Origin of the sequence: Streptomyces sp. NBC_01384, assembly GCF_045040035.1 — a bacterium.
Classification (GTDB): domain Bacteria; phylum Actinomycetota; class Actinomycetes; order Streptomycetales; family Streptomycetaceae; genus Streptomyces.
The window spans coordinates 6,539,365-6,555,361 of sequence record NZ_CP109559.1 but is presented as its reverse complement, the minus strand read 5'-3'; the positions used below and the strand labels follow the sequence as shown (position 1 = coordinate 6,555,361).

The following is a 15,997-nucleotide window of genomic DNA, read 5'->3' as shown; positions in this document are numbered from 1 at the left end:
GCCTGCCGAGCCGCTGCCACGCGCACACCCCCGCGTCAGGCCCGCGCCCGCACCCCCGTCAGCGCCGTCACCACCGGGTCCAGCGCCTCGTTGATCTCGTCCCCGATCGAACGGAAGAACGGCAACGGGGCGCCGTACGGGTCGAAGACCTCGTCCGCCTCCGCCGTGGGGGCCAGCAGCCACCCGCGTAGAGCGGCGGCCGCCCGGACCAGGGCGCGGGCACGCTCGACCACGCCGTCCTCCAGGGGCGGGAGCGTCGCCGTGTCTATAGCGCGCACCAGTCTCGTGAACTCCTTGAGGGTGAAGGTGCGCAGGCCCGCAGAGTGGCCCATGGAGATGACCTGGGCGCGGTGGTCGCGGGTGGCCGTCAGGACCAGGTCGGCTCGGATGACGTGGTCGTCGAGGAGTTCGCGGCCGACGAAGCCGGAGGCGTCCGCGCCGAAGTCGGCGAGGACCGTCTCGGCGTTGGCCTCCATGGGCGCGCCCTCGTGCCCCCACGTACCCGCGCTCTCGACGATCAGGCCACCCCACAGGGGGTCGCCGAGCCGGTCCGCGAGCGCGTGGCGGGTCAGCCGCTCGGTGATCGGCGAGCGGCACACATTGCCGGTGCTGACGTGGAGGATGCGGAAGGACCCCCTGGGGGACCCATGGGTCCCCGTGATCCCCGTGCCTATGCCACGCCCCGCGTCAGGGGCTGTCAATTCGCCACCTCGAGGTCGGGTACGACCTTCCGGAGCTCCTCCGCCGACAGGGCACCCGCGCGCAGCAGGACCGGCACCTTGCCGGTGACGTCGACGATCGAGGAGGGAACGTTTGCGGGGGTCGGACCGCCGTCCAGGTACACGGAGACGGAGTCGCCGAGCATCTCCTGCGCGGCGTCACAGTCCTCCGGCGCCGGGTGGCCCGTGAGGTTCGCGGAGGAGACGGCCATCGGGCCGACCTCCGTGAGCAGTTCGATGGCGACCGGGTGCAGCGGCATACGGATGGCCACCGTGCCCCGGGTGTCCCCCAGGTCCCACTGCAGGGACGGCTGGTGCTTGGCGACGAGGGTGAGGGCGCCCGGCCAGAACGCGTCCACGAGCTCCCAGGCCATCTCGGAGAAGTCCGTGACGAGGCCGTGCAGGGTGTTCGGGGAGCCGATGAGGACGGGGGTGGGCATGGTGCGGCCCCGGCCCTTGGCCTCCAGGAGATCGGCGACGGCCTCCGAGGTGAACGCGTCGGCGCCGATGCCGTACACCGTGTCCGTCGGGAGGACGACCAGCTCGCCACGGCGGACGGCGGACGCGGCCTCACGCAGACCGGTGATGCGGTCGGTCGCGTCGTTGGTGTCATATCGCCGTGCCATTTAGCGGGCCTCCTCGTACACGTACTGCTGGCGGGGGAACGGGATGCGCGTACTCACGGCATCGCCTTGCGGGCGGTCGCGAACCGCGGCCGGTTGTTGAGGTCCGGGTGGTCGGCCGCGTCGGCCCAGCCCCGCTCCTCGGTGAAGATCCACGGCACCTGCCCGCCCTGGGTGTCGGCGTGCTCGATGACGACGACGCCGCCGGGACGCAGCAGCCGGTGCGCGGTGCGCTCGATGCCGCGGATGAGGTCGAGTCCGTCCTCCCCCGAGAACAGGGCGAGTTCGGGATCGTAGTCCCGTGCCTCCGGCGCCACGTACTCCCATTCCGTGAGCGGGATGTACGGCGGGTTGGAGATCACCAGGTCCACCTGGCCGTCGAGGTCGTGGAAGGCGTCCAGGGCGTTTCCCTGGCGCAGGTCGACCCTGGACCCCTCGACGTTCTTGCGCGTCCACTGGAGGGCGTCCTCGGACAGCTCCACGGCGTGTACGCGGGAGCGCGGGACCTCCTGCGCGAGGGCGAGCGCGATGGCGCCCGAGCCGGTGCAGAGGTCGACGATCAGCGGCTCGACGACATCCATCGCCCGTACGGCGTCTATGGCCCAGCCGACGACGGACTCCGTCTCCGGGCGCGGGACGAACACCCCGGGACCCACCTGGAGTTCCAGGTAGCGGAAGTAGGCGTGTCCGGTGATGTGCTGGAGCGGCTCGCGGGCCTCACGGCGCGCGGTCACCTCCCAGTAGCGGGCGTCGAAGTCCGCGTCCTTGACGGTGTGCAGCTCGCCCCGCTTCACGCCGTGCACGAAGGCGGCGAGCTCCTCCGCGTCGTTGCGCGGCGAGGGCACGCCGGCGTCGGCCAGCCGCTGGGTGGCCTGGGCCACTTCCGCGAGCAGCAGGTTCACGCTGGTCCTCCGGGGCTGAGCTGTTGTCGTACGGCTTACAAGTACAGCCTTTACGCGGCCGCGAGCTTCGCGGCCGAGTCGGCGTCGACGCAGGCCTGGATGACCGGGTCGAGCTCGCCGTCGAGCACCTGGTCCAAGTTGTACGCCTTGAATCCGACGCGGTGGTCCGAGATGCGGTTCTCCGGGAAGTTGTACGTACGGATCTTCTCGGAGCGGTCGACGGTGCGGACCTGGCTGCGGCGGGCGTCCGCGGCCTCCCGCTCCGCTTCCTCCTGCGCCGCGGCGAGGAGCCTGGAGCGCAGGATACGCATCGCCTGCTCCTTGTTCTGCAGCTGGCTCTTCTCGTTCTGGCAGGAGGCGACGACTCCGGTGGGAAGGTGCGTGATGCGCACCGCGGAGTCGGTCGTGTTGACGGACTGGCCGCCGGGCCCGGAGGAGCGGTAGACATCGATGCGCAGATCGTTCGCGTGGATCTCGACGTCGACCTCCTCGGCCTCGGGCGTGACCAGCACACCGGCCGCGGAGGTGTGGATGCGGCCCTGCGACTCGGTCGACGGCACGCGCTGCACGCGGTGCACCCCGCCCTCGTACTTCAGCCGCGCCCAGACACCCTGACCCGGCTCGGTGGCGCCCTGGCCGCCCTTGGTCTTCACGGCGACCTGGACGTCCTTGTAGCCGCCGAGCTCGGACTCGGTGGAGTCGATGATCTCGGTCTTCCAGCCGACGCGCTCGGCGTAGCGCAGGTACATGCGCAGCAGGTCGCCGGCGAACAGGGCCGACTCGTCGCCGCCCGCGCCCGCCTTGATCTCGAGGATGACGTCCTTGTCGTCGCTGGGGTCGCGCGGGACCAGCAGCAGACGGAGCTTCTCGGTGAGCTCCTCGCGCTGCTTGTCCAGCTCCTTGACCTCGGCGGCGAAGTCGGGGTCGTCGGCGGCGAGCTCCTTCGCCGTCTCGATGTCGTCCCCGGTCTGCTTCCAGGAGCGGTACGTCGCGACGATCGGGGTCAGCTCGGCGTAGCGCTTGTTCAGCTTGCGCGCGTTGGCCTGGTCGGCGTGGACCGACGGGTCAGCGAGCTTCTTCTCCAGATCGGCGTGCTCGCCGATGAGTTCCTCGACCGCCTCGAACATCTCCGGCTCCAATGGACTGTCCCCAGCTCCATGATGGGCTCGGGGACGTAGGTAAGACATGGGGGTCCCCCCGGCTCGAGCGAAGCCGAGAGTTGGGGGAGGGGGCTGCACCGCAAAGCGCCGGTCCCGGCGCCCCCGTGCCGGGGACGCCGAAGACCGGCGCTGTGGGCTCGCTACTTCTTGGCAGCGGCAGCCTTGCCGAAGCGGGCCTCGAAGCGGGCCACGCGGCCACCGGTGTCGAGGATCTTCTGCTTGCCCGTGTAGAACGGGTGGCACTCGGAGCAGACCTCGGCACGGACGGTGCCGCTGGAGATCGTGCTACGGGTGGTGAACGACGCGCCACAGGTGCAGCTGACCTGCGTCTCGACGTACTCGGGGTGGATGTCGCGCTTCAAGGTGTCTCCTAGTTTCGGGAGGGCGCCGGGTCGCCACCGCGGATTGCGGGAGCGTGAACCGGAGCCGACGTACCAGTCTGCCAGGACTGGGCGCATCCCCCAAAACCGGGGGGATGGATTATCTATTCCCCGGCCTGTGCACGAGGGGCCTCCGGGGCCCGTGCAGGGGGTTCCCCGGGCCTGTGTACGGGGCTCGGAGCGGCCTCGGACGGGCCTCGGACCGGCCTCCGTACGGCTTCAGGACCCGCTGACGACGCCCTTCGCGGTGCCCGTGGCCGTGCCCTTGGTGGCCGCCTTCGGGATCGCCTGGTCGTCCTTGAGGGCCTTCCAGACCAGCTTCGCCTTGGCCTCGTCGACGAGGACCCGGTTGGCGTTCGCGCTGTCGTACTGCACCGGCATCGTCACCATGTTCATGTGCGACGAGCTGATGCCCTTGAGGCCGTTGGCGAAGGACGCGAGGTCCCTGACGGAGCCGAGGTCGGAGTCGGTGGTGACGGTCTTGGTGGCGGTGTCGGCGAGGTCGTACAGCTTCGTGGGGCTGGACAGGAGGCCGATGTGCTTGACCTGGTTGACCAGGGCCTTGATGAACGCCTGCTGGAGCTGGATGCGGCCGAGGTCGGAGCCGTCGCCGACGCCGTGCCGGGTGCGGACCAGGCCGAGCGCCTGCCGGCCGTCGAGCGTGTGCGTGCCGGCCTTGAGGTTCAGGTGGCTGTCGGCGTCCTTGATGTCCTTGGTCGTGGTGACCGGGACACCGTCGAGGTCGTCGATGAGCTTCTGGAAGCCGCTGAAGTCGACCTCGATGTAGTGGTCCATGCGGACACCGGTCATGGACTCGACGGTCTTCACGGCACAGGCGGCGCCGCCGGTGGAGTACGCGGAGTTGAACATCACGCTGGTGGCGGCGTCGTGGGTGACACCCTTGGCGTCGGTGCAGGAGGGGCGCGGGACGAGGGTGTCCCGGGGTATGGAGACCACACTGGCCTTCTTGTGGCCCTCGTATATGTGCACGATCATCGCCGTGTCCGAGCGGGCGCTGCCGTCGTCGGTGCCGCCGCCGAGGCTCTTGTTGCTGCCGGAGCGGGTGTCGGAGCCCAGGACCAGGATGTTCTCGGAGCCGTTGTCGACCTTCAGCGGCCGGTCGGTGCCGAGGGCCTGGTTGATGTCGACGGTCTTGAGGTTGCTGTTGAGCTTGAAGTACAGGATCCCGACGCCGGTGCCCCCCAGTACGACGATGCCCGCCGCGGTCCAGGCCGTGATGAGCAGGGCCTTGTTTCGGGTGCTGCGGGTCCTCCGGCGGCGGCCCTTCGCGCGGTGACTCGGGACGCTCGTGCCGGGCTCGCCCGGTGTGCCGGGTTCGGGATCGCCCGGTGTGCCGGGTTCCGGCATGCTCTCGGCAGGCATGTGCTCCTCTTGTCCTCGTTGCGGTCGGTTACCCCCTGCTTTCAGGGCCAAGCCCGGTCCATCGGCGTGACGCATACGGCCTCATGGCCACTCCGTACGGTCAGACGGGGAAACTGGGCAAAGGGTTGCACAACGCAGCGTGCCCACCACGTGGTGCGGTGGGCACGCTGCGTGACCGGCGAGTTCGGGGGAACCCCGCTCACCTGCGATGTCAGCCGAAGATGTCGTACTGCTTCAAATCGGTACCGATGGTGATCCTTGTGGCAAAGATCTCACTGGTGGCCTTGCCGGTGCCCGGGTACAGGTAGAGCGCGCCGGCGGGCGTACGGGCCAGGAAGTCGGCCTTGCCGTCGCCGGTCACGTCGCCGACCGCGTCGAAGGCGTTGTAGCCGCCCCAGGCGCGCACCTTGATACGGCTGGAGAACGCCCCGCTGCCCGCCTTGCCCCTGCCCTTGTAGAGGTACATGTACGAGCCGGTCTTACTACGCGCGATCAGGTCGGCCTTGCCGTCGCCGGTGAAGTCGCCGTGGCCGCGCAGGACGTTGCACTGGTTCCAGCCGGAGCCGACCTTGACGCGGGCCCAGAAGGTGCCGTTGCCGTTGCCGGGGTAGATCCACAGGACGCCGCCGGAGTCGGCCGAGAGGAGGTCGGGCAGGGCGTCGCCGGTGACGTCACCGGGGGCGACGATGCGGGTGCGGGCTCGGCGAGGAACTGCTCGCCTTGGCGACCGGCGTCGGCTGCGCGGTGGCGGCGTTCGCGGACGACATCAGGAGCGCACCGCCGACGGCGGCGGCCGGGGTCGCCGCCGCGACAGGCACGGCGATGCGCATCCGGCGTCTGTGACGACCGCGCCCGGACATCGACGTATCCACTCAAGTCCCCCCTGAGACTCATACGTTGAAAGAGAGCGCCGTCGTACATGTGTCCCAGGCAGCACAAAGGGCCGCCCCCGTCATCTGCGTGACGGGGGCGGCCCTTGGCGTTACTGACCCTGCTGACCTCAGTCGTTGCCGTTGCCCGGCATCGGCGTCGTCTTCTGGATCTGCAGCAGGAACTCGGCGTTCGACTTCGTCTGCTTCATCTTGTCGAGCAGCAGCTCGATCGCCTGCTGCTGGTCGAGCGCGTGCAGCACGCGACGCAGCTTCCAGGTGATGGCGAGCTCGTCGCTGCCGAGCAGGATCTCTTCCTTACGCGTACCGGACGCGTCGACGTCCACCGCCGGGAAGATGCGCTTGTCGGCGAGCTTCCGGTCGAGCTTGAGCTCCGCGTTGCCGGTGCCCTTGAACTCCTCGAAGATCACCTCGTCCATGCGGGACCCGGTGTCGACGAGCGCGGTCGCGAGGATGGTCAGCGAGCCGCCGTCCTCGATGTTGCGCGCGGCACCGAAGAAGCGCTTCGGCGGGTACAGCGCGGTCGAGTCGACACCACCGGACAGGATGCGGCCGGAGGCCGGGGCGGCGAGGTTGTACGCACGGCCCAGACGCGTGATCGAGTCGAGCAGCACGACGACGTCGTGGCCCAGCTCCACGAGGCGCTTGGCGCGCTCGATGGCGAGCTCGGCGACCGTGGTGTGGTCCTCGGCCGGGCGGTCGAAGGTCGAGGAGATGACCTCGCCCTTGACCGACCGCTGCATGTCGGTGACCTCTTCCGGACGCTCGTCGACCAGGACGACCATCAGGTGGCACTCGGGGTTGTTGTGCGTGATCGCGTTGGCGATCGCCTGCATGATCATGGTCTTGCCGGTCTTCGGCGGGGCCACGATCAGACCGCGCTGGCCCTTACCGATGGGCGCGACAAGGTCGATGATGCGGGTGGTCAGCACACCCGGGTCCGTCTCCAGGCGGAGGCGGTCCTGCGGGTACAGCGGCGTCAGCTTGTTGAACTCCGGGCGGCCACGGCCGTGTTCGGGCGCCATGCCGTTGACGGAGTCCAGGCGCACCAGCGCGTTGAACTTCTCGCGGCGCTCGCCCTCCTTGGGCTGACGGACCGCGCCGGTGACGTGGTCGCCCTTGCGCAGGCCGTTCTTGCGGACCTGGGCGAGGGAGACGTACACGTCGTTCGGGCCCGGCAGGTAGCCGGACGTACGGATGAACGCGTAGTTGTCGAGGATGTCCAGGATGCCCGCGACGGGGATCAGGACGTCGTCGTCGGCGAGCTGCGGCTCGTTGGTGGCGAACTCCTCACGGCCACGACGGCCACGACGGTCGCGGTAGCGCCCCCGACGGCCGCGACGGCCGCCATCGAAGTCGTCGTCGTCCTGCGGCCCGTTGTCGCGCGGCTGGCGATCCTGACGGTCCTGACGACCGCCGCCCTGCTGCTGACGGTCCTGGCGGTCCTGACGCTCCTGGCGCTGCTGGCCGGCGCCGCCCTGGCCCTGGCCCTGGCCCTGGCCCTGGCCCTGAGCCTGGCCCTGAGCCTGACCCTGCTGCTGCTCGTCGCTCTTGCCACCGCGGCGGTCGCGGTCACGGCCGCCCCGCTCACGGTCACCGCGCTCGCCGCGGTCACGGCGGTCCCTGCGGCCCTGCCGGCCGTCGGCGCCGTCACCGGCGTCGGCCCTGACGTCGACGGAAACCTCGGCGGCGACCTTCGGCTCGCTCTGCGCCTCGGCGACAGTGCTGGTCTGCGGATCGGGGCTGCCGGCCTCGGCAACGGCACGACGACGACGGCGCTCACTGGCGGGAGCGTCGTCGCTGGCCGGCTGGCCGGGGATCTCGATCTGCTGCTGGGCCACGGCCTTCTCGGCGGCGGGCTTCTCGGCGGCCTTCTTCTCGGCGGCCGGAGCTGCGTCATCGCCGGTACGGGCCTTGGAGGTGGCCCGGCGCTTCGGCTTGGTCTCGGCGGCGGCCTCGGCCTTGGCCGGGGCTCCCCCGCCCGCCTGCGCCTCCTTGATGACCTCGATCAGCTGGCTCTTGCGCATCCGCGCGGTGCCCCTGATACCGAGGCCGGACGCGACCTGCTGCAGCTCGGCCAGCACCATGCCGTCGAGGCCGGTACCGCGGCGCCGCCGGGAGCCGGCACCGGAGGCAGGCGCGGCAGAGGCGTCCGTGGCGGGCGCGGCAGCGGTCTCCTCGACACGTGCGCCCATCAGATCGGTGGTGTCGCTCACGAAGGGTCCTTCCCTGGAGCGGACGTCGGCCTGTCTGGCTCGGCGACCGGTTGTGCTGTCCGGCTTCGGTCCTTGCTGTGTGGACCGTGCCGGGGCGGTGGTCCGCCAAAGAGGCGGAAGAGATATCTGGTGATGACGATTCCGGAGCCGTGGCACTGAATTGCGGTGTCATCGGCACGGTCACGCCGGTTTCCGGAGCGTGCTCAGCACTGCTCAGCGCATAGCACCCAATGCATGGCACAAAGCAGTTTGGGAGGCTCCCGGAAGAATGGTTGTCCCGGACGGGGACACGAAGCACCTCGCCATGGTGGGGTCGGGTGCAGACTTGAGGTTAACACTACCGGATCCAACAAACATTCCCCCTCTCCAAATCCGGCAACCGCGCGCTATTGATGGACACCCGCCGGGGCGAGTGGCAGTACGCACGCTCCCGCGGCGTCGAGGTCCAGCCGATTGGCGGCCCAGCCCTGACCTGCGAGATGAGCGACCTTGTCGGCGGATTCCTCATCCGCGAGGGCGAGGACCGTGGGGCCCGCGCCGGAGATCACCGCGGGGATGCCGTCGGCGCGCAGTCGCTCCACCAGCGCCGCGCTCTCCGGCATGGCCGGGGCGCGGTACTCCTGGTGCAGCCGGTCCTCGGTGGCGGGCAGCAGCAGCCCGGGGCGCCTGGTGAGGGCCTCGACGAGCAGTGCGGCGCGGCCCGCGTTGGCGGCGGCGTCGACGTGCGGCACGGTGCGCGGCAGCAGACCGCGCGCGGTCTCGGTCAGGACCGGCTTTCCGGGGACGAAAACCACCGGAACGATGGAATCGGCGGGGTCCATCCTGATCGCCCGCGCGGCGCCGGCCTCCATCCAGGAGAGCGTGAAACCGCCGAGCAGACAGGCCGCGACATTGTCGGGATGGCCCTCGATCTCGGTGGCGAGCTCAAGCAACGCGGTGTCGTCGAGCTTGCTGTCGCCGCCTATGGTCACGGCACGCGCGGCGACGATTCCGGCGCAGATGGCGGCCGAGGAGGAGCCGAGGCCCCGCCCGTGCGGGATGCGGTTGGCGCAGACGATCTCGAGGCCGCGCGGTTGTCCGCCCAGCAGATCGAAGGCGGTGCGCAGGGAGCGTACGAGGAGGTGACTCTCGTCACGGGGCAGTGTCTCACTGCCCTCACCTGCGATGTCGATATGCAGCCCGGAGTCGGCCACCCGGACGACCACGTCGTCGTACAGCCCCAGTGACAGGCCGAAGGCGTCGAAGCCCGGCCCGAGGTTGGCGCTGGTGGCGGGGACGCGCACCCGGACGGCGGCGGCGCGGAACGCTGGACCGGCCATCGCTCGATGACTCTCCTTGAGCTGCGTGATGTACGAGATTGTCGATGTACTGCGAGATGTACTGCGGGATGTTCTGCGGGATGGACTACGAGACGGCTTCGATGAACTGCGACGGACTGCGATACGTACGGAAGACCCGGAGGCCGCAATGACTGCAATGACGGCGCGGCACCGCGGCATATGCGGCGGGCGGGTTCAGTACAGCCTATCGAAGGAAGGTTCTGTGGCGACATAGGGCGCACAGGAGGCGCACGATGCGTGTCGTAAGCCCCCCGTGCACCCCCTGTCGGGTTGCCGTAGGGATGGCCGCGGAGGTGGGCGGTTTCGGCCGACTTTCCGGCACCTTCCGCCCGCCTTTGGCTACCACTGACACTGCGCTGACGTGCTACTGACAGGCCCCGCCGTCCCGCCGGCGGGACGGCGACAGGCGGTTTTACGCCAGTCCGAGCCGCTCCGCCGCCGTGGCCGCGTCCACGGGAACGGTGACCGGCTGTGGGGCGCCCGCGACGGCCCAGTCCGGATCCTTGAGCCCGTTTCCGGTGACCGTGCAGACGATCGTCTGGCCGGGGTCGACCTTGCCCTGCTCGGCGGCCTTCAGCAGACCGGCGACGGAAGCGGCGGACGCGGGCTCCACGAAGACACCCTCCTGCGCGGCCAACAGCCGGTAGGCGCGCAGAATCTCACGGTCCGTCACCTCGTCGATGAAACCGCCCGATTCGTCTCGCGCGGCCAGCGCGAACTTCCACGAGGCGGGATTGCCGATGCGGATCGCGGTGGCGATGGTGGACGGGTCCTTGACCACCTCGCCGCGCACGATGGGCGCGGAACCGGAGGCCTGGAAACCCCACATGCGCGGGGTCCGCTTGGCGATGCCGTCGGCGGCGTACTCCGTGTAGCCCTTCCAATAAGCCGTGATGTTGCCCGCGTTGCCGACCGGCAGTACATGGATGTCGGGCGCGTCGCCGAGCATGTCCACGATCTCGAACGCGGCGGTCTTCTGGCCCTCGATGCGCACCGGGTTGACCGAATTGACCAGCGCCACCGGGTAGTTGTCGGACAGCGAGCGCGCCAGCGTCAGACAGTCGTCGAAGTTGCCGTCGACCTGGAGGATCTTCGCGCCGTGGATGAGGGCCTGGCCCATCTTGCCGAGCGCGATCTTGCCCCGCGGGACGAGGACGGCGGACACCATTCCCGCCCGTACGGCATACGCGGCGGCGGAGGCGGAGGTGTTACCGGTCGACGCGCAGATGACGGCCTTGGCACCCTCCTCCTTGGCCTTCGAGATGGCCATGGTCATACCGCGGTCCTTGAAGGACCCGGTCGGGTTGGCGCCCTCCACCTTCAGGTGGACCTCGCAGCCCGTGCGCTCGGAGAGCACCTGCGCGGGCACAAGCGGCGTACCGCCCTCACGGAGCGTGATGACCGGCGTACTGTCGGACACCGGCAGCCGGTCCCGGTACTCCTCGATGATTCCGCGCCATTGGTGGGTCATTGCTGGTTACTCTCCTTCAACCCGCATGATGCTGGCGACACCCCGCACGGTGTCGAGGCTGCGCAGCGCCTCGACGGTCCCGCTCAGGGACGCGTCGGACGCACGGTGGGTGACGACGACGAGGGAGGCCTCGCCGTCCTTCCCCTGCTGACGCACGGTATCGATGGAAACCCCGTGCTCGGCGAAGACGGTGGCCACCTGGGCCAGAACACCCGGTTTGTCGGCCACGTCGAGGCTGATGTGGTAACGGGTGACGACCTCGCCCATGGGCGAGACGGGCAGGGCGGCGTACGCCGACTCGCCGGGCCCGGTCGAGCCACTGAGCTTGTTGCGACAGACGGCGACGAGGTCACCGAGCACGGCGGACGCGGTGGGGGCGCCGCCGGCGCCCGGCCCGTAGAACATGAGCTGACCGGAGGCATCCGACTCGACGAACACGGCGTTGTACGCGCCGCGCACGGAAGCGAGGGGGTGGCTCAGCGGAATCATGGCGGGATGCACGCGCGCCGTCACGGACCCCCCGTCGGCGGCCCGCTCACAGATGGCGAGCAGCTTGATGGTGCAGCCCATGTTCTTGGCGGAGGCGAAGTCGGAGGCGGTGACCTCGGTCATGCCCTCGCGGTAGACGTCGTCGAGCCGCACGCGCGTGTGGAAGGCGATTCCGGCGAGGATGGCGGCCTTGGCGGCCGCGTCGAACCCCTCGACGTCGGCGGTCGGGTCGGCTTCGGCATAACCGAGCGCGGTGGCCTCGTCGAGGGCTTCCTGATAACCGGCGCCCGTCGAATCCATCTTGTCGAGGATGAAATTCGTCGTCCCGTTGACAATCCCCATCACTCGATTGATCTTGTCACCGGCGAGGGACTCGCGCAGCGGCCGGATCAACGGAATGGCCCCGGCGACGGCGGCCTCGTAATAGAGGTCCTTGCCGTGCTCATTGGCGGCGGCGTGCAGGGCGGCGCCGTCCTGGGCGAGGAGCGCCTTGTTGGCGGAGACGACGGAGGCGCCGTGCTCGAAAGCGGTGGTGATGAGGGAGCGGGCGGGCTCGATACCGCCGATGACCTCGACGACGACGTCGATGTCCCCGCGTTTGACGAGGGCGGTGGCGTCGGTGGTGACGAGCTCGGGGTCGATGCCCTCGCGCACTTTGGAGGGCCGGCGGACGGCCACGCCGGCCAGTTCGACCGGGGCCCCGATCCTGGCCGCGAGGTCGTCGGCGTGCGTCGTCATGATGCGCGCCACCTCTGAGCCGACAACCCCACAGCCCAGCAGCGCCACCTTCAGCGGACGCGTACGCATCATCCGACCTCGTTTCCTCATACCGTCTACGGTTGGACCAGTCTCACTCACCGGACGGGGGTTTCTATCCCTGGTCCGGATCGTGAGACATCTATTTCATTTTTCTGCCAGGTGGACGCAGGAGATCTTCCACCTGAGTCATATGACGTCACGCGACGTCATGCGAAGTCATGCGAAGTCATATGACGTCATCCGACATCGAGACGCAGGAGGTCCTCCTCCGTCTCCCGGCGGACGATGACCCGGGCCGCACCCTCACTGACCGCGACGACGGGCGGACGCAGGGCGTGGTTGTAGTTGCTGGCCATGGACCGGCAGTAAGCACCCGTGGCGGGTACGGCGATGAGATCGCCGGGGGCCAGGTCGGAGGGCAGAAAGGCATCCTTGACCACGATGTCCCCGCTCTCGCAGTGCTTGCCGACGACGCGGACGAGCATCGGCTCGGCCTCGGAGGTGCGCGAGACGAGGGCGACGCTGTACTCGGCGTCGTACAGCGCGGTCCGGATGTTGTCGGACATGCCGCCGTCGACGGAGACATACGTCCGCAGCCCGTCCAGCGGCTTGATGGTGCCGACCTCGTAGAGCGTGAAGGCGGTCGGCCCGACGATGGCGCGCCCCGGCTCGACGGAGATCCGAGGCGTCCGCAGCTTGGCGGCCTCGCACTCGCGCGTCACGATCTCGCTCAGCGCCTTGGCGATCTCGTGCGGCTCGCGGGGATCGTCGTCACTCGTGTAGGCGATGCCGAGACCACCACCGAGGTCGATCTCGGGCAGCTCGACCCCGTGCTCGTCACGAACGGCGGCCAGCAGCGACACGACGCGCCGGGCGGCGACCTCGAACCCGGCCATGTCGAAGATCTGCGACCCGATGTGGCTGTGGATGCCGACGAGTTCCAGCCCGTCGAGGGAGAGCGCGCGTCGTACGGCCTCCGCGGCCTGCCCGTCGGCGAGCGCGATCCCGAACTTCTGGTCCTCATGGGCGGTGGCGATGAATTCGTGGGTATGCGCCTCCACACCCACCGTCACCCGGATCTGCACACGCTGCCGCTTGCCGAGGGACCGGGCGATGTGGGCGACGCGGACGATCTCCTGGAAGGAGTCGAGGACGATCCGCCCGACACCGACCTCGACGGCGGTGGTGATCTCCTCGGCCGACTTGTTGTTGCCGTGGAAGGCGATGCGGTCGGCGGGCATCCCGGCGGAGAGGGCGGTGGCGAGCTCACCACCGGAGCACACATCGAGATTGAGCCCCTCCTCGTGCAGCCACCGCACGACGGCGCGGGACAGGAAGGCCTTCCCGGCGTAGAAGACGTCGGCGTCGTGCCCGAAGGCGGTACGCCAGGCCCGCGCACGGGCCCGGAAGTCGGCCTCGTCGAGGAAGTAGGCGGGGGTGCCGAACTCTTCTGCGAGCGTGGTGACTTCGACCCCGCCGACGCTGACGACTCCATCATCCGTACGGCTGACGGTGTGCGCCCAGACCTTGGGGTCGAGGGCGTTGAGGTCGGCGGGCGGCGCGAAGTAGTGGCCCTCGGGGAGGACATCGGCGTGACGGGGCCCGGCGGGGTGTGCGGAACGGCTCATTCTTCTCTCACAGATAGTCGGGTGCGCTGATGCCGAGCAGGGACAGGCCGCCGGCCAGCACCGTCCCGGCGGCTTCGGCGAGCGCGAGCCGGGCGCGGTGGGCGGCCGAGGGTTTCTCGTCACCGAGCGGCAACACGGTGTGCTGAAAGGCGAGGAGGGCGTCGGCGACGGTGACAAGATGCCGAGCGAGCCGGTCGGGCGCGCGATGGACGGCAGCCTGGGTGAGCACGGCCGGGTGATGCGCGAGGGCGCCCACGAGATCGTCGCTGCCGTCGCTATGGGGTACGTCACCGGGGGCGCCGCTGTAACCGAGCGCGGCGGCGTTGCGGCCGAGAGCCCGGGTACGGGCGTGGGCGTACCGGACACGGAAGAGAGGGTTGCTCTCACGCTGGACGAGGTGATCGGCACTGATCCGCGGCCGGTCATGGGGTGCGGGGTGGAGCAGGGCCCAGCGGGCGGCGTCGGGGCCGAGGGGGGCGGGGTCCTCGGGGGCGGGCACGGGCCGGAGGGTCACGGGGTCGGCGTGCGGGGGCTGGGCGTGGGGCCCCTTGGCGGGCGGCGGCTCGGCGGGCTGGACGTTGGCAGTGTGCTGTACCCCTGCGGCGTTCTGCACCCCCGCCGTGTTCTGCACCTCTGCCGTGTTCTGCACCACTGCGATGTGCTGTACCTCTGCGCGGCCGCCCTGGGTGGCGACGATCCGCACGAGTGCGTCGGCGACGACTTCGGCCCGGATGTCGTACGGGATCCACAGCGGGACGATCTGCCCGGCGAGGGTGTCGCCGTGCCCGTAGGAGTCCCTCTGGATGTGGATGTCGCGTACGAGGGAGGGGACCGCACTTCCCCCGAGCCGAATATTGAGGAACCCGGGCCCGGTGATCGCGACGTCGGCGACACCGTCGGTACGGGTGAGATGGGGCCGCAGGATCTCGGCGACCTGGAGAGGCGGCCGCCCGGCGGCCCGCGCCAGCTGCAGGGCGATGTTGGTGGCGTAGTCCCCGCACCCGCCCGGCCCCGGCGGCGTCACCACCGCCCGTACCGGCACGGCCACACTCAGCTCCCCCTCGTCCACGGCACGACGCACCGCGCGCAGCACGTTACGGGAGAGCTCGACGGGGGTCACGGGACAAGCGTAGGGGAGAAGGGGGGTGGGTAGGCGAGCCGATTTGGCAGGGGTCCGGGATGTGGACGGGGGTGCCCGCGGCGGCTGGCCAGGGGGCGGGGCGCTCCCATTGACCGACTGCGACTGGCCCGGTCATCTCAGTGGCCGGCGCGCTGGGTCTCCTCAGCACCGAACTCCTCCGGACCGAACCCCTCCGGGGGAAATACGTCAGAGGGAAAGGTCTCCGGGGAAAATCCCCCCGCATCGAGGGCCCCTTCAAACGGCGCCTCGCGATCGTCACCACCACCGCCACCCCGGCGCCCCCCTCCACCTCCGCTCCCTCGCCGCTCCATCAACTCGCGTACGAGCCGCACGAGTTCGGCAGGCTCGAAGGGCTTGGCGAGAAACGCGTCAACGCCCACATCAAGCCCACTCTCGACCTCGTACTGAGTGCAGGCGCTGACGATGACGAGGGGAAGATTGCGGGTCCGCGGATCGGCACGCAGCCGGGCGGCGGTGCGCAGCCCGTCGAGCCGAGGCATGACCACGTCCAGGGTCACGACATCGGGCCGCACGTGATGCACGACGTCCAGGCATTCGGCACCGTCGGCCGCGGTCACGACCTCGATGCCCTCCAGCTCGAGGTTGACCCTGATCAGCTGCCGGATGACCTTGTTGTCGTCCACAACAAGCACCCGGCCGGACGCGCCTGGCACAACTCGAGAGTAGGTCCGCGCCGGCCACGGCGTCCGGGTTTTCCCTACTCCCACCCCCACGCGGGGGTCCCAGGCATCGGGTGGGGTCCCGCACCAGATGCCCGAGGGAGGCCCCCGAGGCCGGCTCGTCTCCCCCTCCCCAGAACACCGCCCCTCCCCCACATAAAACCGTGCCAGTCACCCCCGAAAGAGCTGGTAGGGTTCTACCCGTCGCCGCGAACA

14 protein-coding genes and 1 pseudogene are annotated in these 15,997 nt (G+C 69.7%); all 15 read right to left on the bottom strand.

Going from position 1 to position 15,997, the window contains the following annotated elements; translation table 11 throughout:
* Positions 1–35: 35 nt before the first annotated feature.
* The 15 genes and pseudogenes from OG747_RS30135 to OG747_RS30065 all read right to left on the bottom strand — a co-directional run bounded on the left by OG747_RS30135 (position 36) and on the right by OG747_RS30065 (position 15,829).
* Complete coding sequence (locus OG747_RS30135) at positions 36–701, bottom strand: protein-tyrosine-phosphatase (protein ID WP_405882509.1); 666 nt, start codon at positions 699–701, stop codon at positions 36–38.
* On the bottom strand, positions 698–1,345 hold the full coding sequence (locus OG747_RS30130; protein WP_405882508.1) for an L-threonylcarbamoyladenylate synthase: 648 nt from the start codon (positions 1,343–1,345) through the stop codon (positions 698–700). Before OG747_RS30130 ends, OG747_RS30135 begins: the two co-directional genes overlap by 4 nt.
* 53 nt (positions 1,346–1,398) lie before the next feature.
* On the bottom strand, positions 1,399–2,244 hold the full coding sequence (prmC, locus tag OG747_RS30125) for a peptide chain release factor N(5)-glutamine methyltransferase (protein WP_405882507.1): 846 nt from the start codon (positions 2,242–2,244) through the stop codon (positions 1,399–1,401).
* A 50-nt stretch (positions 2,245–2,294) separates the two neighbouring features.
* Positions 2,295–3,371 carry a peptide chain release factor 1 gene (gene prfA, locus OG747_RS30120; RefSeq protein WP_405882506.1) on the bottom strand — a complete coding sequence of 359 codons (1,077 nt, stop codon included), beginning with the start codon at positions 3,369–3,371 and terminating at the stop codon, positions 2,295–2,297.
* A 173-nt stretch (positions 3,372–3,544) separates the two neighbouring features.
* Entirely contained in the window at positions 3,545–3,766 is a 222-nt protein-coding gene (gene rpmE / locus OG747_RS30115) for a 50S ribosomal protein L31 (protein WP_010984345.1), read from the bottom strand.
* A 237-nt stretch (positions 3,767–4,003) separates the two neighbouring features.
* Positions 4,004–5,167: an LCP family protein gene (locus OG747_RS30110; RefSeq protein WP_405882505.1), complete on the bottom strand. Its 1,164-nt coding sequence runs from the start codon at positions 5,165–5,167 to the stop codon at positions 4,004–4,006.
* 211 nt (positions 5,168–5,378) lie between these two features.
* Positions 5,379–5,870, bottom strand: a pseudogene (locus OG747_RS30105) (FG-GAP repeat domain-containing protein); the annotation flags it as partial.
* Positions 5,839–5,997: a hypothetical protein gene (locus tag OG747_RS30100; RefSeq protein WP_405882504.1), complete on the bottom strand. Its 159-nt coding sequence runs from the start codon at positions 5,995–5,997 to the stop codon at positions 5,839–5,841. The pseudogene OG747_RS30105 and the gene OG747_RS30100, both read right to left, overlap by 32 nt.
* Positions 5,998–6,167: 170 nt before the next feature.
* Positions 6,168–8,273: a transcription termination factor Rho gene (gene rho, locus OG747_RS30095; protein ID WP_405882503.1), complete on the bottom strand. Its 2,106-nt coding sequence runs from the start codon at positions 8,271–8,273 to the stop codon at positions 6,168–6,170.
* A 386-nt stretch (positions 8,274–8,659) separates the two neighbouring features.
* Complete coding sequence (gene thrB / locus OG747_RS30090) at positions 8,660–9,592, bottom strand: homoserine kinase (protein ID WP_405882502.1); 933 nt, start codon at positions 9,590–9,592, stop codon at positions 8,660–8,662.
* A gap of 433 nt (positions 9,593–10,025) precedes the next feature.
* Positions 10,026–11,084 carry a threonine synthase gene (gene thrC, locus OG747_RS30085; RefSeq protein WP_405882501.1) on the bottom strand — a complete coding sequence of 353 codons (1,059 nt, stop codon included), beginning with the start codon at positions 11,082–11,084 and terminating at the stop codon, positions 10,026–10,028.
* Positions 11,085–11,090: 6 nt separating this feature from the next.
* The gene (locus OG747_RS30080; protein WP_405882500.1) at positions 11,091–12,383 is read right to left on the bottom strand and encodes a homoserine dehydrogenase; all 1,293 of its coding nucleotides are present in this window, start codon (positions 12,381–12,383) and stop codon (positions 11,091–11,093) included.
* Between the two features lie 185 nt (positions 12,384–12,568).
* On the bottom strand, positions 12,569–13,960 hold the full coding sequence (gene lysA, locus OG747_RS30075; protein WP_405882499.1) for a diaminopimelate decarboxylase: 1,392 nt from the start codon (positions 13,958–13,960) through the stop codon (positions 12,569–12,571).
* A gap of 7 nt (positions 13,961–13,967) precedes the next feature.
* The gene (gene nrtL / locus OG747_RS30070; RefSeq protein ID WP_405882498.1) at positions 13,968–15,080 is read right to left on the bottom strand and encodes an ArgS-related anticodon-binding protein NrtL; all 1,113 of its coding nucleotides are present in this window, start codon (positions 15,078–15,080) and stop codon (positions 13,968–13,970) included.
* Between the two features lie 137 nt (positions 15,081–15,217).
* A complete protein-coding gene (locus tag OG747_RS30065) occupies positions 15,218–15,829 on the bottom strand; it encodes a response regulator (protein WP_405885756.1) in 612 nt (203 codons plus the stop codon).
* Positions 15,830–15,997: the final 168 nt, after the last annotated feature.